19 protein-coding genes are annotated in these 17,351 nt (G+C 71.4%); 12 read left to right on the top strand and 7 right to left on the bottom strand.

Annotated elements, in window-relative coordinates; genetic code table 11:
• Positions 1 to 63 precede the first annotated feature (63 nt).
• Complete coding sequence (locus tag EDF46_RS08500) at positions 64 to 1,314, bottom strand: mannosyltransferase family protein (protein WP_158614192.1); 1,251 nt, start codon at positions 1,312 to 1,314, stop codon at positions 64 to 66.
• 125 nt (positions 1,315 to 1,439) lie between these two features.
• On the opposite strand from EDF46_RS08500, the gene EDF46_RS08495 reads away from it, so the two are divergent.
• The gene (locus EDF46_RS08495; protein ID WP_233579943.1) at positions 1,440 to 2,018 is read left to right on the top strand and encodes a molybdopterin-dependent oxidoreductase; all 579 of its coding nucleotides are present in this window, start codon (positions 1,440 to 1,442) and stop codon (positions 2,016 to 2,018) included.
• Entirely contained in the window at positions 2,015 to 2,821 is an 807-nt protein-coding gene (locus tag EDF46_RS08490; RefSeq protein WP_199738236.1) for an FAD-binding oxidoreductase, read from the top strand. Before EDF46_RS08495 ends, EDF46_RS08490 begins: the two co-directional genes overlap by 4 nt.
• Positions 2,822 to 2,855: 34 nt before the next feature.
• On the opposite strand, the gene EDF46_RS08485 is transcribed toward EDF46_RS08490, so the two are convergent.
• Positions 2,856 to 3,887, bottom strand: coding sequence for an aldo/keto reductase (locus tag EDF46_RS08485; RefSeq protein WP_123505817.1), 1,032 nt, complete (start codon positions 3,885 to 3,887; stop codon positions 2,856 to 2,858).
• A gap of 87 nt (positions 3,888 to 3,974) precedes the next feature.
• Between EDF46_RS08485 and EDF46_RS08480 the strand changes: the two genes are divergently transcribed.
• Positions 3,975 to 4,433, top strand: a complete 459-nt coding sequence (locus EDF46_RS08480) for a hypothetical protein (RefSeq protein WP_123505816.1) — start codon at positions 3,975 to 3,977, stop codon at positions 4,431 to 4,433.
• A 16-nt stretch (positions 4,434 to 4,449) separates the two neighbouring features.
• On the opposite strand, the gene EDF46_RS08475 is transcribed toward EDF46_RS08480, so the two are convergent.
• Positions 4,450 to 4,824 (bottom strand): hypothetical protein, encoded by a 375-nt coding sequence (locus tag EDF46_RS08475; protein ID WP_123505815.1) that lies wholly within the window; start codon positions 4,822 to 4,824, stop codon positions 4,450 to 4,452.
• 26 nt (positions 4,825 to 4,850) lie between these two features.
• On the bottom strand, positions 4,851 to 6,005 hold the full coding sequence (locus EDF46_RS08470) for an acyl-CoA desaturase (RefSeq protein WP_123505814.1): 1,155 nt from the start codon (positions 6,003 to 6,005) through the stop codon (positions 4,851 to 4,853).
• A 177-nt stretch (positions 6,006 to 6,182) separates the two neighbouring features.
• Between EDF46_RS08470 and EDF46_RS08465 the strand changes: the two genes are divergently transcribed.
• The 8 genes from EDF46_RS08465 (at position 6,183) to EDF46_RS08430 (ending at position 13,694) form a co-directional block, all read left to right on the top strand.
• Positions 6,183 to 7,313: a hypothetical protein gene (locus EDF46_RS08465; RefSeq protein WP_123505813.1), complete on the top strand. Its 1,131-nt coding sequence runs from the start codon at positions 6,183 to 6,185 to the stop codon at positions 7,311 to 7,313.
• On the top strand, positions 7,310 to 7,651 hold the full coding sequence (locus tag EDF46_RS08460; protein WP_123505812.1) for an FAD-binding protein: 342 nt from the start codon (positions 7,310 to 7,312) through the stop codon (positions 7,649 to 7,651). The genes EDF46_RS08465 and EDF46_RS08460 overlap by 4 nt, the downstream gene beginning before the upstream one ends.
• Complete coding sequence (locus tag EDF46_RS08455) at positions 7,600 to 9,306, top strand: GMC family oxidoreductase (protein ID WP_148061174.1); 1,707 nt, start codon at positions 7,600 to 7,602, stop codon at positions 9,304 to 9,306. The genes EDF46_RS08460 and EDF46_RS08455 overlap by 52 nt, the downstream gene beginning before the upstream one ends.
• Entirely contained in the window at positions 9,303 to 10,949 is a 1,647-nt protein-coding gene (locus tag EDF46_RS08450) for a GMC oxidoreductase (RefSeq protein WP_123505810.1), read from the top strand. Before EDF46_RS08455 ends, EDF46_RS08450 begins: the two co-directional genes overlap by 4 nt.
• The gene (locus tag EDF46_RS08445) at positions 10,946 to 12,004 is read left to right on the top strand and encodes an alpha/beta hydrolase (RefSeq protein ID WP_158614191.1); all 1,059 of its coding nucleotides are present in this window, start codon (positions 10,946 to 10,948) and stop codon (positions 12,002 to 12,004) included. Before EDF46_RS08450 ends, EDF46_RS08445 begins: the two co-directional genes overlap by 4 nt.
• On the top strand, positions 11,995 to 12,669 hold the full coding sequence (locus EDF46_RS08440) for a hypothetical protein (RefSeq protein ID WP_123505809.1): 675 nt from the start codon (positions 11,995 to 11,997) through the stop codon (positions 12,667 to 12,669). Before EDF46_RS08445 ends, EDF46_RS08440 begins: the two co-directional genes overlap by 10 nt.
• Before the next feature lie 99 nt (positions 12,670 to 12,768).
• The gene (locus tag EDF46_RS08435) at positions 12,769 to 13,407 is read left to right on the top strand and encodes a DUF308 domain-containing protein (protein WP_123505808.1); all 639 of its coding nucleotides are present in this window, start codon (positions 12,769 to 12,771) and stop codon (positions 13,405 to 13,407) included.
• Complete coding sequence (locus EDF46_RS08430; protein ID WP_123505807.1) at positions 13,404 to 13,694, top strand: hypothetical protein; 291 nt, start codon at positions 13,404 to 13,406, stop codon at positions 13,692 to 13,694. The genes EDF46_RS08435 and EDF46_RS08430 overlap by 4 nt, the downstream gene beginning before the upstream one ends.
• Before the next feature lie 147 nt (positions 13,695 to 13,841).
• On the opposite strand, the gene purB is transcribed toward EDF46_RS08430, so the two are convergent.
• The 3 genes from purB to EDF46_RS08415 are packed head-to-tail and all read right to left on the bottom strand — an operon-like array spanning position 13,842 to position 16,185.
• Entirely contained in the window at positions 13,842 to 15,221 is a 1,380-nt protein-coding gene (gene purB, locus EDF46_RS08425) for an adenylosuccinate lyase (RefSeq protein WP_123505806.1), read from the bottom strand.
• On the bottom strand, positions 15,218 to 15,772 hold the full coding sequence (locus EDF46_RS08420; protein ID WP_123505805.1) for a low molecular weight protein-tyrosine-phosphatase: 555 nt from the start codon (positions 15,770 to 15,772) through the stop codon (positions 15,218 to 15,220). The genes purB and EDF46_RS08420 overlap by 4 nt, the downstream gene beginning before the upstream one ends.
• Positions 15,773 to 15,777: 5 nt before the next feature.
• A complete protein-coding gene (locus EDF46_RS08415) occupies positions 15,778 to 16,185 on the bottom strand; it encodes a phage holin family protein (protein ID WP_123505804.1) in 408 nt (135 codons plus the stop codon).
• Positions 16,186 to 16,238: 53 nt separating this feature from the next.
• Here EDF46_RS08415 and EDF46_RS08410 point away from each other — a divergent pair, with 53 nt between their 5' ends.
• A complete protein-coding gene (locus EDF46_RS08410; protein WP_123505803.1) occupies positions 16,239 to 17,303 on the top strand; it encodes a histidinol-phosphate transaminase in 1,065 nt (354 codons plus the stop codon).
• Positions 17,304 to 17,351 lie beyond the last annotated feature (48 nt).

The following is a 17,351-nucleotide window of genomic DNA, read 5'->3' as shown; positions in this document are numbered from 1 at the left end:
CCCGGAAGCGGCGTCCGCCCCCGGCAGCGACGCTGCGCGCGTGCCGTAATGCGGGGTCCACGGTCACGGAGGTCCGGTCAGCCAGAGCGTCACCGCCGCCGACACCTGGAACGCCAGCGCCGACGCGAGCACCATCCGCCGCAGCGCGGGCCGGTGCGTGATGCTGTCGACGGCGACGAGCGGCGCCAGCGGCATGATGAGCCGCGCGATGCTCTGCTGCGGGAGGAAGACCGCCAGCAGGTACAGCGCGAACGACGTCAGGTAGGCCCGGACCTCGAGCCCGAGCCGGCGGAGCGACGGCTTGCGCATGCCGTAGATCCAGAGAGCGGCGATCGCGAGCACGACGACGGCGCCCAGGATGCCGAGGAAGTGGACCAGCATGATGAACCACGGCGTCAGCGGCACGAACTTCGGCTCGAAGCCGAGCACCTGCACCCACCACGACATCTCGGTCTTCAGGTAGGCGTCGGGGTCGCCGGTGATGCCCGCCGCGATGAGCGGCCAGGCGAGCCCGGCGGCGCCCATGACGACGCCGGCGAACACGGCCGACGCCCGCTCGGTCTTCGGGAAGTCGTCGCGCTCCTTCCAGAACCGCACGACGACCACGACCAGCAGCGCGAGCGCGAGCGCGAGTGCTCCGGGTCGAGTGAAGGCCGCGACCACCCCGCACCACATCAGAGTCACGTACCGCCGGGTCATCAGCGCCCACAGCCCGGTGAACATGAGGAAGAGGAACATGCTCTCGGCGTAGCCGACCTGCAGCACGAACGCCATCGGCCCGAAGACGAAGAAGACGGTGCCCCACAGCGCGCCGAGCTCGTCGACCCGGAGGCGCAGCAGGCGGTGGAGCATGAGCGCGGCGAGGGCGCCGAACACCGTCGCGACCCCGACCCCGACGGCGGCGGTGTCCCAGCCGGTGATCTGGGCCAGGATCCGGGTCGCCCACGGGAAGGCCGGCAGGAAGGCCCAGGCGTTGGGCTGCACGCTGCCGTCCGTCGCGACCGGCAGCTGGTGCGGATAGCCGTGCTGGGCGATCTGCACGTAGTAGCGGGCATCCCAGATCGTTCCGAGGAACCCGAAGAACCCCTTCGACGAGCCGCCGTCGACGTAGCCGTCGGCGTACTGGCCGGGAGCGGTGGCGGCGACCCGGTAGAGCACGAAGAGGATCGCCGTCGAGAAGACGCGCGAAAGGCCGTAGAGAGCGAGGACTGCGCCCCACCACGGGAGCCGTCTCGCTGCTGTGAGCAGACGCGACGGCGATGTCAGGGGCTCGGCTACGGCGACACTCGTTGTTGCAGGGTCTCGGTCCAGCACATCACATTGTATTCACGCCCGACCGTCGGGCCGCATCACCCCGGAGGGTGAGACCGACCGTTCCGTCCCTTCCTTCGCGGGTCACGAGGTGCCAGGCTGGTCCCACCCACGTCGAGGAGGCCCCCTTGGTCGGTTTCACCGGTACCGCGAGTCGCCGCAAGGCCGCCTCGGATCTGCCACCGGGCCAGTACCTGGAGCGCGGCTTCCCGGTGCTCTCGGCCGGGCCGACGCCGAACATCAAGCGCTGGGAGCTCCAGATCGCGACGGAGAACGGCGCGAAGTCGCTCAGCTGGGACGACTTCCTGGCCCTCCCGCAGGAGGACGTCACGACCGACATCCACTGCGTGACGAGCTGGACCAAGCTCGGCACGCGCTGGCGCGGGGTCTCTCTCGACACCCTGTTCGACGGCCTCGACACCGAGCACGAGTTCGCCATGGCCCGCAGCTACGGCGGCTACACGACGAACGTGCCGCTCGCCGACCTCCTCGGGGGCAAGGCGTGGATCGCGCACACCTTCGACGGTCAGCCGCTCGCCCCCGACCACGGCGGGCCGGCGCGCCTGTTCATCCCGCACCTCTACTTCTGGAAGAGCGCGAAGTGGGTCCAGGGCATCCAGACGATGCCCACGGACACCCCCGGGTTCTGGGAGGGCCTCGGCTACCACTCCCACGGCGACCCGTGGAAGGAGGAGCGCTACTCGTGACGGGTACCTGGCGCCGGGCGGTCTGCGTCGGCGCCCGGTCCGAGACGAGCAGCGCTCGCACGATCCGCCTCCGCATCGACGGGTCCGGCGGTTCTGACGGGTCGGGCGGGTCCGGCGGTTCTGCCGGGTCGGGCGGGTCGGGCGGCCCCGACGTGCTCCCCGGGCAGCACGTGGACGTGCGCTTGACCGCCGACGACGGCTACCAGGCCGTCCGCTCGTACTCCTTGTCGGCCGTTCCGAGCCGCGGCCCCGCGGGGCACGCGCTCGCCGCCGACGAGGTCGAGCTCACCGTCGAGAAGCTCGCCGACGGCGAGGTGTCGCCCTACCTGGTCGACGGGCTGGAGGTCGGCGACCCGGTCGAGATCCGCGGCCCGATCGGCGGGTGGTTCGTGTGGCACGAGGCCGACCCCGCTCCCGTGCAGCTGATCGGCGGCGGCTCGGGCGTGGCGCCGCTCATGGCCATGCTGCGGGCGCGGGCCGCGAGCGCGACGAGCGCCGCCGAGTTCCGGCTCGTGTACTCCATGCGAGTTCCTGCGTCCGAGTACTTCCGCACCGAGCTCGCTGCGCTCGAGGCCGCAGGAACGGCGACGGTCGACCGCGTGTACACCCGCGTCGCGCCGCCCGGGTCGTCGCGCCCGCCCGGCCGGCTCGACACCGCCGTGATCGAGAGCCTCGTGCTGCCGCCGGGCGCGTCCGTGTTCGTCTGCGGCCCCAACGGGTTCGTGGCGGCGGTCGCGGCGTCGCTCGTCGAGCTCGGCCACGACCCCGCCCTGATCCGCACCGAGAGGTTCGGCGGCGCCTGACGGCGCGATCCTGCGAGACCCGAGGGCGCAGGAACTAGCGCCCGCCCCCGATCTTCCTGACCCTCTGCGCGACGCCGGCCACCCCGTACGGGTAGTCGTCGGCCGCCGGGGCGCTCGCCGCCGACAGCGTGGCCACGTCGCCGGCGCTCAGTCCGAGGCCGCTCGCGCCGAGGTTGTCGACGAGCTGGTCGACCGTGCGCGCGCCGAGGATGACGCTCGTCACGGCGGGCTGCTCGAGGAGCCAGGCGATGGCGACCTGCGATGCCGTCGCGTCGTGGTCCTTAGCGGTCGCCTGGACGGCGTCGAGGATGTCCCAGGTGCGCTGGTCGCCGTTGCGGGCCTCCCACGCCTCCATGCCGCGGGCCGGGTTCTCACCGAGGCGCGAGGCTCCCGTGGGCGACTCGTCGCGCTTGTACTTGCCGGTGAGCCAGCCGCCGCCGAGGGGCGACCAGGGCAGAAGGCCGATGCCCGCGTCGAGCGAGGCGGGGACGATCTCGTGCTCGATGTCGCGCACGAGCAGGGAGTATTGCGGCTGCAGCGTCACCGGCGGCACGAGGTCGAGGGCCGCGGCGCGGTGCACGGCCTTGGTGAGCTGCCAGCCGAGGTAGTTCGAGAAGCCGTAGTAGCCGATCTTGCCGGCGGCGACGGCGTCGTCGAGGAAGCGCAGCGTCTCGTCGATGGGGGTCAGGGCGTCCCACGCGTGCATCTGGTACAGGTCGATGTGCTCGACTCCGAGGCGGGTGAGCGAGGCGTCGAGGGCGGTGCGGAGGTGGCGGCGCGAGAGGCCGAGGTCGTTGGGGCCGTCGCCCATCGGGAAGCGGCCCTTGGTGGCGAGCACGATCTGCTGCGCCTCGGTGGGGTGCGCGGCGAGCCAGGAGCCGATGATCGACTCCGAGACACCCGACGAGTACACGTCGGCGGTGTCGACGAACGTGCCGCCGTGCTCCACGAAGGTGTCGAGGATCTGGTGGGAGGTCTGCTCGTCGGCTTCTGCGCCGAAGGTCATGGTCCCGAGTGTCAGCTCCGACACGATGGTTCCTGAGTTGCCGAGGTTTCTATAGTCCATGAGGGGGACGCTAGACCCGGCAGGCGTCGTCGGGCCGGGCGTACCCCGACCGACGCCTGCCCGGTCGCGAGGTCTACCGTCTCGCGCATGGCCACTACAGCGCATGATCACGAAGCCCTCGCCCGCCAGGCGGAGGTCGCCGAGCTGCACCCGACCGCCGAGCCCAAGCACCTGCTGGCGCCGCTCGCGACCCGCATCGTGCTCCGGAGCCTCGAGGCCGTGCACGGCGACCGTGAGCTGGCGATCGTCGGCGAGTCGTTCCTCACCGCCGTCGTCGACGGCGGCAGGGTGCTCTTCTACGCCGGGTGCGACCCCGTGTGGAAGGCGGCGTCGATCGACGTGTCGAGGATCGCCGGCGTCGAGAACACCGTCAACGACGTGGGGTCGGGCGAGTTCCTGCCCCACCTGCGTCTCACCGGCAGGCTCACCACCGGCAGCCTCTACGACCTCGACTTCGAGGTGCTGCACGTGAAGGACGGCGAGCTGCGGCGCGACCTGCACATCGACGACGAGCTCACCTGGTGGGTCGAGGCCACGGAGCAGTAGATCACCATGCAGTCGGTCAGCTCCTGCGCCCGAAGACCCGGGCCAGAGCCCGGCGGGCGCGCGCCGTCAGCTCGTCGGTGACCCCGTTCGAGACCGCGACGATGCCGCCGACTCCCTCGGCCGTCGTCAGGGTCGACATCGACGCCGTCAGGTAGTGCGAGCGGGCCTTCTGCGTCGTCGCGAACACGACGTCGAGCTCGACCGCGGCCGAGCGCAGGAGGCGCAGGGCCTCGCCGTCGGTCAGATCGTAGCTGGCGGCGAGGAGCTCGAGGCTGGGCGAGATCAGGCCCTGGGCGAGCCACGCCTCGGCCCGCGCGCGGAGAGCCGTGCCGTCTTCGAGGCCGAGCATGCGGCGCGCCTCCGCGGTGCGGAGTTCGTCGAGGGCGGCCATGACTCGACCCTAGATGCTGGAGGCGATCAGCGTGGGCGGAGCTCCGCCGCCATCGGGCAGTCGAACGGGCGACGCGCGGCGAGGCCGACGCGGTTGAGGTAGCGGATGACGGTGCCGAACGCCTGCGGCAGGCTGTTCTGGGTGTAGGGGACGCCGTGCTCGAGGCAGTGCTCGCGCACCATCTTCGAGGCCTTGCGGAGGTGCGGTCGGGCCATGCTCGGGAAGAGGTGGTGCTCGACCTGGTAGTCGAGGCCGCCCATCGCGAAGGTCATGAAGCCGCCGCCGGTGATGTTGCGCGAGGTGAGGACCTGCTTCGACAGGAAGTCGACGCGGCTGCCCTCGGGGATGATCGGCATGCCGATGTGGTTCGGCGCGAAGGCCGAGCCCATGTAGAGGCCGAAGATCGCGAGCTGCACGCCGACGAAGGCGAACGCCATGCCGACCGGGAGGAACCAGAAGATCAGGCCGAGGTAGACGGTGAAGCGCACCGTGACCATGGCGATCTCGTGCCAGCGCTTGTCGACCTTGCCGCGCCCGAAGAGCGTGCGGTACGAGAGCAGGTGGAGGTTCACGCCCTCGAACAGCAGGATGGGAAAGAAGGCGTAGCCCTGCTTCTGCGTGAACAGGCGGCTGAGGCCGCGCTGCTTGACGGCGTCCTGCTCGAGGAACGACACGGTGTCGTAGTCGATGTCGGTGTCGCGCCCGATCGTGTTCGGGTTGCCGTGGTGCTTGGTGTGCTTCGAGGTCCACCAGGCGTAGCTCATGCCGACGACGCCCGACGCGAGGATTCGGCCGACCCGGTCGGAGACGACGCCCGACGAGAACACCTGGCGGTGCGCCGTCTCGTGAGCGAGGAAGGCGTACTGCGTGAAGAGCAGGCCGATGCCGCCGGCGATCAGGAGCTGGAACCAGCTGTCGCCGAGCAGGAACGACCCGGCGACGGCGGCGGCGAGCAGCAGGGTGACGACCACGAACATGCCGATGTAGAAGCCGGTGCGGCGTTCGAGGAGGCCGGCGTCCCGCACGCGCGAGAGCAGGGCGGTGTAGGTGCTGATGGGCTTCGACGTGGCGCCGGAGGTGGTGCCGCGGAAGCCGGCCGGAAGCTCGGCGCTGTTGCGGACCCGGGTCGGCACGGGGTCGGCGACCGTGGGGGAATCGAGGACGGACAAGTCATCTCCCATGACTGGGGATCGACTTCTCAGTCGCGGGTTCGAGCAGGTGCTCCGGTACAGATATCGCGAACGTAGCGGGGAAGGCTGGGAAGGCGCCTCCGGCGCGCTGTGCGTCCGTCTTCGCCCGGTGCATCCTTCTCCGATCTGTAATATCTGACACTCTGCATTTTGGTAGACTCGTCCGTCATGACCACACCCACCTCACGGCACCTCGCCGTCACCACGGTCGCCGCCGCCATCGCGGTATCGGCGGTCGTGCTCCTCGTCGGCGAGGCGCTGCCGCTTCTCGCGGGATGGGTGATTCCCACCGTCCTGGCCGCTGCGACGGCGGCGCTCGTCGTGCGGGGGCGGCTCCTCGCGTCCCGGGGCCAGGTCGAAAGCGCCCGGGCCCTCGCCGGGTGGGCCGGGGTGGCATCCGCGTTCGCCCTGTCGGCCGGGTCGACCCTGGCCGGGATCGGCGGCGGCCTGCTGGTCGCGCTCGTCGCCATCGTCGCAGTGAACGCCGTGCTCGCCCTGTGGTTCCGCTCGCCTGTCCACTTCGCGGCGACGCAGTGGCTCGCCTTCGTCTGGTCGGCGATCGCGCACGTCTACGGGGTGTTTCCGCTGGCCGGGATCGTGGCCGCACTCGCCGGCGTCTGGTGGACCAGCGCCGTCGGCCTGTCGCGCACCGTCGTCGTGTCGACGACGATCCTGATTCCCCTCACCGCGGCTCTCGCCGTGCACCCGCTCACCCACGACGGCCCGGCGGTCGACGGGGCCGACGTCGCCACGCTCGCCGGATTCACCGCCCTCGCCGTCCTGATCGGGGCGCGACGGGTCGACCGCCCCACCTACGAGCGCCTGTGGCCGCTGATGCGGCTGACGGCGTCGGTCGTGCTCGTCGCGCAGATCGCGCTGGGCGGCATCCCGGCCGTGGCCGGCCTCCTCGAGCCGCGCTCGCCGTGGCCGGGTCTCCTGCTGGGCGTCGCGTGCCTGTGCGCGGCGATCGTCGTGGCTCTGCTGAGCGACGTGCGGCCCCGCACCCACCGGGTCCTCGAGTACTGCGGGTTGCTGATCGCCACGGTAGCCGCGGCCGTGCTCGGCGGTGCGACGGCGGCCACGGTCGTGGCGGCGCTGTCCCTCGCTGTCCCGGCCGTCGTCGACATCGTCCTCCGGCGCGAGGCGACGTCGACCCGGCTCGGCATCCTCGTCGCCGTCGGGCTCGCGTTCGTCGTCGTGGCTCCGCTCCCCTTCGCCGGGGTCGTCCTCGTGCTGTTCGCTCTGTCGGCCGCCGTCGCGGCGCTCGGCCTCGGTCTCGACAGCAGGAACTCGCGGTGACCCGCCCCACCGTCACCCGCCGCGGCTTCGTGGCCGCCGGGGTCGGCGCGATCGGCGCCGCCGCGGCCGTCGCAGGGGTCGCGTCGGCGCAGCCGGGGTTCACCCCGCGCGTCGACGCCGGCCCGCGCCGCCCGGTGACCGACACGAACGCCCTCGCCGACCGCGACGAGTTCGACTACGTCGTCATCGGCGCAGGAGCAGGCGGCGGCCCGGTCGCCGTCCGTCTCGCCGAGGCGGGTCACAGCGTCCTCGTCGTCGAGGCGGGGCCGGCGAAGACCGACGCGACGTGTACTCGATCCCCGCCTTCCACCTGTTCGCGTCGAGTGATCCCGAGATGAGCTGGGACTTCCACGTCCGGCACTACACCGACCGCGCGCTGCACGGCTCCGCGTTCGTCCGGGAGGAGGACGGCGTGCTCTACCCTCGGGCGTCGACCCTCGGCGGGTGCACCGCGCACCACGCGATGCTCATGCTGGCGCCCGAGAACGACGACTGGGACCGCATCGGCCGGGCGATCGGCGATCCCAGCTGGAACGCCCTCGGAATGGCGCCGTTCGAGCGCCGGGTGCGGGAGTGGCTTCCCATCGAGACGTCACCGGCGACGCTTCTCGCGAAAGACCCCGTGCTGGCGCGGATCGTCACGGCGGCCGTGGTCGACACGGCCGGTCAGGCGGGGCCCGCCACGGCGGTCGACGCGGTCAACGGCCGTGTCGGGGGCACCCTGTTCGACCCCAACGACCCTCTCGCCATCGAATCGCTCCGTGAGGGCGCGACCCTCGTGCCTCAGTCCACGCGCGACGGCCGCCGCTACGGCGCCCGCGAGCGGCTCCTCGAGGCGGCGCCCCGTCTGGCCGGCACCCTGTTCTTTCAGACCGACGCGCTCGTGGAGCGCATCGTGTTCGACGAGGGCGGCTCGCGGCCGAGGGCGGTCGGGCTCGACGTCCTGCTGGCGCCGAACGCCTACGCGGCGAGTCCCCGTCAGCGCAGGCTGTCCCACGCCGAGCGGCGGGCGGCTCGACGGCGGGTGACCGTGCGCCGCGAGGTGATCGTCGCGGCGGGCGCCTTCAACACGCCCCAGCTGCTGCTGCTGTCGGGCGTCGGCCCCGCGGCTCACCTGCGCGAGCACGGCATCGAGCCCGTCCTCGACCTCCCGGGCGTCGGCGCGAACCTCCAGGACCGCTACGAGATGACGGTCGTCACCGAGTACGACCGTCCGTTCTCCGTGCTGCGCGGCGCCACCTACGGCGCTCCCGGCGACCCCGGCGTGGCGCAGTGGCGTGCCGACGACCCGAACGCGCTCTACCGCTCGAACGGGATCCTCATTGGCATCAAGCAGAAGGTGGCGGGCGGCTCCGACCATCCGGAGCTCTTCGTCTTCGGCGCGCCGTCCAATTTCACCGGCTACCGGCCCGGCTTCGCAGCAGCCGGTCTCGCCGGCGGCACTCACTTCAACTGGGCCGTGCTGCGCGGCTACACGACCAGCAACCACGGAACCGTCCGCCTCCGCTCGGCCGACCCCACCGACACCCCGGCGATCAACTTCAAGTACTTCGGAGACGGCCGCGGCGGCCCCGAGAGCGACCGCGACCTGGCGGCGATGCGCGAGGGCATCGCCCGGGCGAGGAGCATCAACGAGACCGCTCGGCATCTCCGCTTCTCCGACGGGGTCACCGACATCGAGACGTATCCCGGGCCCGACGTCGAGTCCGACTCCGATCTCGACGACCTCATCCGGCGCGACACGTGGGGGCACCATGCCAGCTGCAGCGCCCGCATGGGGAGCGACGGCGACCCGATGGCCGTGCTCGACTCGCGATTCCGTCTGCGCGGGGCCGACGGGGTCCGCGTGGTCGACGCCTCCGTCTTTCCCGAGATCCCCGCGCTCTTTCCCCTCATGACCATCTTCGCCATGGCCGAGAGAGCCGCGAGCGAGATCATCGCTGACTCCGTCCGCAGCGATCGAGCGGCACCCACCGAAGGAGGCGCCCGATGAGCGCACCATTCACCCGGCTCGCGAGCGACGCGATGCCTGCCGACTGCGAGGTCGTCGTGATCGGCTCCGGCTTCGGAGCGTCCGTCGCCGCTGCCCGCCTCGCGCCGCAGGTGGCCGACGGCGACCTCGTCGTGCTGGAGCGCGGCCGAGAGTGGCTGCCCGGGGAGTTCCCGACCGAATTCTCGGAGGTGAGGTCGTCGGTTCGGACCAAGCGGAATCCCGACGGGCTGTTCGACCTCACCTTCGGCCGCGACATCGACTCGCTCGTCGCCTCCGGTCTCGGCGGCGGCTCACTCATCTACGCGAACGTGCTGCTCGAGCCGCGTCCCGAGGTCTTCACCGAGGGGTGGCCCGCCGAGATCACTGCCGCGTCGATGGCCCCGTGGTTCGACCGCGTCCGGGCGATGATGCGCCCGGAGACGTGGCAGGGTCCGACGTTCGCCAAGGCCGCGGCCCTCGGCAGCCTGGCCGACGCCCATGGCACGGCGTCGACGCGCGTGCCCGTGGCCATCAACCTCACCCGGCCCGAGCCTCTCAACGCCCACGGCGTCGTGCAGCCGCAGTGCACCCTCTGCGGCAACTGCATGACCGGCTGCAATGTCGGCGCCAAGGGCACGCTCTGGACGAACTATCTTCCGGCCGCCGTCCGGGCCGGCGCCCGTCTCGTCACGCGGGTCGAGGTCGATACCGTTGCGCCGTCGCCTCACGCCGGAAGGCGGTGGGTGGTCCGCGGGCGCCGGTACGAGCAGCGCGGTCGCCGCGCGACGGTTGTCCCGTTCGAGGTGAGCTGCGACCTGGTAGTCCTCGGTGCCGGGGCGATCGGCACCACCGGCATCCTCCTCCGCAGCACCCAGCTCGATCTCTCACCCGCGCTCGGCGACCGCTTCTCGGGCAACGGAGACGCGCTCGCCGTGGCCTACAACTCGACCGACCGGCGCACCGGCCTGGGCGCCGCCGACCAGCTCGACCCCGACTTCCGGACCGGCCCGACCATCACCGAGATGGTCGATCTGCGGACGCCTACCGGCGGGCACCTCGTGCAGGACGGCGCGATCCCGCACGGCATCGGCGAGATCCTGCGGCGGATCCTCGGCGCCCGGTTCGCGCTGCAGCGCGACCAGAAGGTGTGGTGCGACATCCGCGCGGGCGGCTGTCCGCCCGGCTGCGGCGCGCTGGAGCACTCGCAGGTGTGGCTCGCCATGGGAGGCGACGGCTCCCGGGGACGGATCATCCTCGACCGCCGCGGAGCACCGCGCGTGGTCTGGCGCGACTCGGGCACCCACGGCGTGTTCGCCGCCGAGGCCAGCGACATCGCGCTGCTGTCGGAAGACGCCGAGGCGACCCTGGTCGCCAACCCCCGGCACGCTCTGATGGCGCGAGGGAAGCCCTCGTACACGCCGATCACGGTCCACCCTCTCGGCGGCGCCGTGCTCGCCGACACCGCCGACGCGGGTGCCTGCGACTCCCGCGGGCGAGTCTTCGACGGTCGCGGCGGAGTCCATGCCGGGCTCTACGTCGTCGACGGCGCCCTCTGCCCGACCTCGACCGGCGCCAACCCGTCGCTGACCATCGCCGCGCTCGCCGAGCGGATCACGGCCGGACTCGTCGCCGACGACCTCCTGCGGCTGCGAGCCGGCGCGTGACTCGCCTCGGCCGCGCTCTCGGCGTCCTGCTCGCGGTGGCGTCCGTCGTCGCGCTCGCGGTGCCGGTCGTCGCTGAGGCGGGGCCGACTTCCGCGCCCGCCGGCGTCGTCACGCTGCGGGCGGACCCCGCCTCGGTCGTCCCCCGACTCGAGACCGGCTGGCTGTCGGTGCCCGACCTCGGGTCCGGGGCGCACCGGGTGCGGGTCGGCGTCGTACCCGCGCGCGGGGCGGAGGTGGCGGAGGTGCTCTTCCTGCACGGCCACGCCGACCGGCTCGACAACCACCCCGCGCTCTTCGACGAGCTGAGCCGGGCGGGCGTCCGCGTCGTGTCGTTCGACCTGCCGTCGCACGGCCTCACCGATGCCGGCCCCATCGACGTGTGGAGCTTTGACGACCTGTCCGAGCTGGCGGCGCGCGTCGGGGCAGCGACGTCGACCGAAGACGACACGCCGTTCGTGCTCGCCGGCTGGTCGTTCGGCGGGCTGCTCGCCACCCGCATCGCGCAGAGCGCGGATCTCCTGGCGGCGTTCGACCGGCCGGTCTCCGGACTCGCGCTGGAGGTCCCGGCGCTCGCCCCGTATCCGGCCGCGGGAGGGGACGGGGTCTCCCGACTCCGCGCGCTCACTCATGACCGCAGTGCTCCTGTCGCCGGGCCGCCGAGCCCGGCGTCGCCGCTGCTCGACCCGCTCTTCGCCGGGCGCCTGCTCGTCGAGGCCGAGCTCGCATCGGCGAGGCCGCTCCCGGCCGGCATCCCCGCTCTCGTCGAGCTCAGCGACCCCGCGGACGACCTGTACGTCGACACCGCCGCGGTCGCCCGATGGGCGATGGGCCGAGCGGCTGCGGCCGGCGCCGACGTCACTGTCCGCACCTGCGCCGGGGCCCGGCACGGCCTCGACTTCGAGGCGTACCCGCTCGGCCCGGCGGCTCGCGCCGACCTCGTCGACTTCGTCCGAGCGGCAGCGGAGGGGCGCCCCGTGATCGAGGACCGTCCGAGCACGCACAGCTCGACCACGCAGGACCCCGCCGTACAGAAAGAGGTAGCGCCATGTCGCTGACCACCGCAGCCCAGCGCGCCACACCAGTCCTGGCCCGGTTCACCGAGCGGATGGTCGGCGGTGTCACGGCCGTCACCGGCGCTGAGCCCGTCGACGTCCCGGGCCGTGCCGATGCGGTGGGCGACGACATCGTCGCCCAGGCACGGGCGGCGGGGCTCGGAGTTCCTGCGCCCTCGCGGGTTCTCGACCTCGACGGGCTCGAGCTCCGCGTCGGCGTCGTGCCGGACGGCCGCGACGGCTACCGCTCCACGGTCGAAAGGGGCTCGGCGCGAGGGCTGCAAGGGTTCTCGGCCCGGCCGGTGCTCGCCGGATTCGCCGACCTCCTTCCTCGGGGCGGCCCCGGCGATCGCCGCATGTACTATCGGCTCGTCGTCGGGCCGGTCGACGATCCGCTTCTGGTCGAGGGCGTCAAGGTGATCCGCGGCAGCCGGCTGCGCGTGTGGCAGCAGACCACGACGCTCTACACCCGGGTCTCGACGCTCGCGTCGGAGCACGACATCGAGACGGTGGTGGCCAGGCCCGACCGTCCGCTCGTCGGGGTCGTGCCCGTGGCCGCCGGAGTCCTGCGGATCCGCCCGGCCGACCTCGTGCGCCAGGTGCTGAGCATGCGCGGGCGGATCCCCCGGTTCCTCGTCGGATTCGCGTGGCGCCTCGCCGTGCGGTGAGCGGCCCGGTCGAGAACCCTCGGCGCCGAGCAGCCTCGGCGAGCGGCCGGTTCGGCCCGGGGTAAACTCGATCGTCCCCAATCCACCGGAAGAAGAAACGTGACGGCCCACCAGCTAGACGCCGCGAGCGACTCGCGCTACTGGCCCGTCCCCATCCTCCGGGCGCTGCCGCTCCTCGTGCTGGGCATGGTCACGACCTTCGTGAACGACCACTCGCCGAACATCGGCCTCACCACCTTCGGCGCCACGACGGTGGCGGGCGGCGTGATCGTCGCCCTCGCGTCGTACCGCTTCCTCTCCGACCCCAGCAGCCGGCTCATCGCGATCGTTCAGGGCGCCGTCGGCGTCGCCTTCGGGCTCGTGGCGCTGCTCGTTCCGACCGGCGGCCTCGTGCTGCTCGTCGCCGTCGTCACCGGCTGGGCGCTCATCACCGGCGTGCTCGAGCTCGTCGCAGGGCTTCGGCGTCGCGGCCGGAGCGCCCTCTCGCGCGACTGGATGATCGTCGGGGGACTGACCCTGCTGCTCGCCGTGATCTACCTGATCGTGCCGACCGACTACTCGAAAGAGCTCGGCGGCATCGAGAAGATCCAGGGCACCCTGACCTCGTCGACGATCCTGGTGGGCTTCGTCGGCGCCTACGGCGCGCTCGTCGCCGTCTTCCTGATCATTCAGGGCCTGTCGCTCAAGTGGCAGACGGGCACGCACGAATCCAGCACCGACGGAGCACACTCCTCATGACCACACCCAGCCGCCGCGAACGCGTCCGTCCGGCCGAGCTCCTCGGCCTCTCGGCGGTGTTCGCCGTCTTCACCGGCCTGATCGTGCTCCTGGCGACGCGCGAGCTGAACCTCGCCGGCATCTTCCTCTGCATCGCGTTCATCCTCGCGGTCGTCGTCCTCGCGATGCTGTCGCTCGCCTCGAAGCCGAACGACGCCGAGATGCACGAGATCCGCGACGAGAACGGCCGCATCAAGGGCATGCTCGAGAGCGACGACGACGACCGCCACTACCCCCGCGGCCACTGAGTTCACCCCGGCCGAGGCCCCTCGCCGCCCCCCTCCGAATTTCAAGGAGAAATTCGCCGGCAACCCCGGCAGATCAGCATGCCGGGCGTCGCGACAGCAAAATCTCCTTGAAATTTTCTGCCGGGCGCAGGAACTCGGCGCGCGCACCTACCGCAGGTAGCTCACGAGCGACGCGGCGAGACCCGTGTACGTCGCGGGTGTGAGCGCCGTCAGCCGTGCCTTGGCGGCGTCGCCGATGTCGAGCCCCTCGACGAATGCGACGAGGTCGGCCTGCGAGACGCGGTGGCCGCGCGTGAGCTCCTTGAGCAGCGCATAGGGATCGCTGATGGTCGAGCGGCCGGCGGTGATCTCGGCGCGGATGACCGTCTGGATCGCCTCGCCGAGCACCTCCCAGTTGCCGTCGAGGTCGTCGGCCATGGCGTCGGCGTTGATCGAGATCTCGCCGAGGCCGCGGGTGATGTTGTCGAGGGCGAGCATCGAGTGGCCGAAGGCGACGCCGATGTTGCGCTGCGCCGACGAGTCGGTGAGGTCGCGCTGGAGGCGGCTCGTGACGAGGGTCTCGGAGAGCGACGAGAACAGGGCGCTCGACAGCTCGAGGTTGGCCTCGGCGTTCTCGAACCGGATCGGATTGATCTTGTGCGGCATGGTCGACGAGCCGGTCGCGCCGGCGACCGGGATCTGGGTGATGTAGCCCATCGAGATGTAGGTCCAGATGTCGGTCGCGACATTGTGGAGCACGCGGTTGGCGTGGGCCACGCGGTCGTAGAGCTCGGCCTGCCAGTCGTGCGACTCGATCTGGGTGGTCAGCGGGTTCCAGGTGAGGCCGAGGCCATCCACGAACGAGCGCGAGACGGAGACCCAGTCGATGGCCGGGTCGACGGCGACGTGCGCCGAGAACGTGCCGGTCGCGCCCGAGAACTTGCCGAGGAACTCCGAGCCCGCGATCTGCGAGCGGATGCGGCCGAGGCGGTAGGCGTAGACCGCGAACTCCTTGCCGACGGTCGACGGAGTCGCCGGCTGACCGTGGGTGTGCGACAGGATCGGCGTCTCGGCGTGCTGCTCGGCGAGGCCGGCGAACAGGGCGATGACGTGGTCGAACCGGGGCAGCCACACCTCGAAGACGGCCTGCTTGACCGTGAGCGCGTAGGAGAGGTTGTTGATGTCCTCGCTGGTGGCGGCGAAGTGGGTGAGCTCGGCGATCGACGCGAGGCCCAGGTCGGCGAGGCGGGCGCGGACGTAGTACTCCACGGCCTTCACGTCATGGCGCGTGGTGGCCTCGAGGGTGGCGAGCTCGTCGATGTCGGGCTGGCCGAAGTCGGCGACGACCTGGCGGAGCGCGGCCTTCTGGTCGGCGGTGAGAGGCGGAGTTCCGGCGAAGGAGCGATCGGTCTGCGCGATCAGCCACTCGATCTCGACGTGGACGCGGGCCCGGTTCAGGCCGGCCTCGCTCAGGAACTCGCCGAGCTCGGAGACGGCTGGACGGTAGCGGCCGTCGAGCGGGCTGAGAGGCTGGGGAGGAAGGCTCATGTGGTGGATCCCTGTCGGAGTGCTGGTTCGATCTGCCGGAACAGCGCCGTCGACGCGTGCTCGACCATGTCGAGGACCGTCTCGAACATGGCGGCATCGGAGTAGTAGGGGTCGGGGACGTCCGTCCCGTCGCCTGCGCCCGTGGCCGCGTCGCGGTCGAAGCTCAGCAGCAGCTGCACCTTCGACCGGTCGGCCTCGGTCGGAGCCCAGCCGCGGAGGATGCGCTCCTGGCCCCGATCGAAGACCACCACGAGGTCGTGGCGGTCGTAGTCGGCGGCCTCGAACTGCCGGGCCCGATGCCGAGAACCATCGTAGCCGCGCCTCTGGAGGGCGGCGACCGTGCGGGCGTCGGCGTGCTCGCCGACGTGCCAGTCGCCGGTTCCGCGAGAGCCGACGACCACGCGGTCGCCGAAGCCCGCCTCCTCGACGCGAGCCCGGAAGACGACCTCGGCCATGGGGGAGCGGCAGATGTTTCCCGTGCAGACGAACACGACGCGGAAGAGGGGCGGGGTGTCGCCCTCCTCGTCGAACGCGCTCACCTCGAAGGCCATGGTGGTCAGGCTCGCCCGCGCACGTTGCCGAACAGGGGGCGGAGCACGAGGCCGATCAGCCAGCCGAGGATGGCCAGGACGAGCGCACCCAGGATGCCCCAGCCGAAGTTCTCGACGTCGAGGCCGAAGCCGATCACGTCGGAGACCCAGGCGACGACGAGGAGGAGCAGGCCGTTGACGACGAACGACACGAGGCCGAGCGTGAGGATGTAGAGGGGGAAGGCGACGATCCGGATGACCGTGCCGACGATGCTGTTCACGAGGCCGAAGATGAAGGCCACGAGCAGGTAGGTGAGGACGGTCGGCACGACGGTCTTATCGCCGAAGGAGTCGACGCTCACGTGGGGAGCGAGGAGGAACGTGGTCAGCCAGAGGGCGAGGGCGTTGATCACCAGTCGCACGAAGAATCGCATGGGCACCACTATGCCGACCCGGGGCCGTCGGTGGTAGCCCGTAGTCTTGCGGGATGACCGTTCCCGTTCGACTCCGCCCGGAGATCGCCGCCCTTCCGCCCTACCGCCAGGGCAAGCAGGCCGACGCTCACGCGTTCAAGCTGTCGAGCAACGAGAACCCGTTCGAGCCGCTCCCGGCCGTGCTCGACGTGCTCCGCGACAGCCTCCAGGTCAACCGCTACCCCGACGGCGCGGCGTCGGGCCTCCGCTCCGTGCTCGCGGAGCGCTTCGGCGTCGGCATCGACGAGGTCCACGCCGGTGCCGGCTCGATCTCGATCCTGTCGCAGCTGCTCCTCGCGACGGCCCAGCCGGGTGACGAGGTCGTCTACGCCTGGCGCTCGTTCGAGGCCTACCCCGGCCTCGTGACGGTGACCGGCGCGACGAGCGTGCAGGTGCCGAACCGCGCCGACGGCAGCCACGACCTCGAGGCCATGGCCGCCGCCGTCACCGATGCGACGCGCCTCGTCATCGTCTGCTCGCCGAACAACCCGACCGGCGAGGTCGTCTCGACCCACGACTTCGAGCGCTTCATGGCCGCCGTGCCCGAGTCGGTCCTCGTCGTGCTCGACGAGGCCTATGCGGAGTTCGTCACCGACGACACCGCCGTCCAGGGCGAGTCGCTCACCGAGAAGCACCCCAACCTCGTCGTGCTGCGGACCTTCTCGAAGGCCTACGGCCTGGCCGGACTCCGCATCGGCTATGCCATCGGCCCGGCCTATGTTCTCGACGCCGCGCGATCCACCGCGATCGCCCTCTCGGTCACCGCCATGGGCCAGCAGGCCGCGATCGCCTCGCTGGAGCACGAGGAGGAGCTGCTCGAGCGCGTGTCGCGCATCGTCCGCCTCCGCGATCAGGTGCGGCAGGCCCTGATCGACCAAGGCTGGGACGTTCCGAGGGCGCAGGGCAACTTCGTCTGGCTCCCCACCGGCGAGCACACGGCGCGCGCCGCAGAGGTGTTCGACCGCGCCGGAATCGTGGTCAGGGCCTTCGCCCCGGAGGGCATCCGGATCTCGATCGGCGAGTCGGCGTCTGTCGACAAACTCCTAGGAGCGGCCCAGGAGGTTGTCCGTAGCCTCTAGGTTCCGAGGAGGAGCATCCCTATAGGCTCGTCCTCATGTCATCTGACG

The sequence above is a fragment of the Frondihabitans sp. PhB188 genome (assembly GCF_003752365.1).
GTDB lineage: Bacteria > Actinomycetota > Actinomycetes > Actinomycetales > Microbacteriaceae > Frondihabitans.
Note: the sequence above shows the minus strand (reverse complement) of the source record. Positions and strands in the feature narration are given on the sequence as shown.

What these genes read in the sequence shown, in the direction of transcription:
- EDF46_RS08485 (WP_123505817.1), bottom strand. Translation starts at nt 3,887, where the DNA reads ATGGACTATAGAAACCTCGGCAACTCAGGAACCATCGTGTCGGAGCTG.
- EDF46_RS08480 (WP_123505816.1), top strand. Translation starts at nt 3,975, where the DNA reads ATGGCCACTACAGCGCATGATCACGAAGCCCTCGCCCGCCAGGCGGAG.
- EDF46_RS08475 (WP_123505815.1), bottom strand. Translation starts at nt 4,824, where the DNA reads ATGGCCGCCCTCGACGAACTCCGCACCGCGGAGGCGCGCCGCATGCTC.
- EDF46_RS08470 (WP_123505814.1), bottom strand. Translation starts at nt 6,005, where the DNA reads ATGGGAGATGACTTGTCCGTCCTCGATTCCCCCACGGTCGCCGACCCC.
- EDF46_RS08465 (WP_123505813.1), top strand. Translation starts at nt 6,183, where the DNA reads ATGACCACACCCACCTCACGGCACCTCGCCGTCACCACGGTCGCCGCC.
- EDF46_RS08450 (WP_123505810.1), top strand. Translation starts at nt 9,303, where the DNA reads ATGAGCGCACCATTCACCCGGCTCGCGAGCGACGCGATGCCTGCCGAC.
- EDF46_RS08440 (WP_123505809.1), top strand. Translation starts at nt 11,995, where the DNA reads ATGTCGCTGACCACCGCAGCCCAGCGCGCCACACCAGTCCTGGCCCGG.
- EDF46_RS08430 (WP_123505807.1), top strand. Translation starts at nt 13,404, where the DNA reads ATGACCACACCCAGCCGCCGCGAACGCGTCCGTCCGGCCGAGCTCCTC.
- purB (WP_123505806.1), bottom strand. Translation starts at nt 15,221, where the DNA reads ATGAGCCTTCCTCCCCAGCCTCTCAGCCCGCTCGACGGCCGCTACCGT.
- EDF46_RS08420 (WP_123505805.1), bottom strand. Translation starts at nt 15,772, where the DNA reads ATGGCCTTCGAGGTGAGCGCGTTCGACGAGGAGGGCGACACCCCGCCC.
- EDF46_RS08415 (WP_123505804.1), bottom strand. Translation starts at nt 16,185, where the DNA reads ATGCGATTCTTCGTGCGACTGGTGATCAACGCCCTCGCCCTCTGGCTG.
- EDF46_RS08410 (WP_123505803.1), top strand. Translation starts at nt 16,239, where the DNA reads ATGACCGTTCCCGTTCGACTCCGCCCGGAGATCGCCGCCCTTCCGCCC.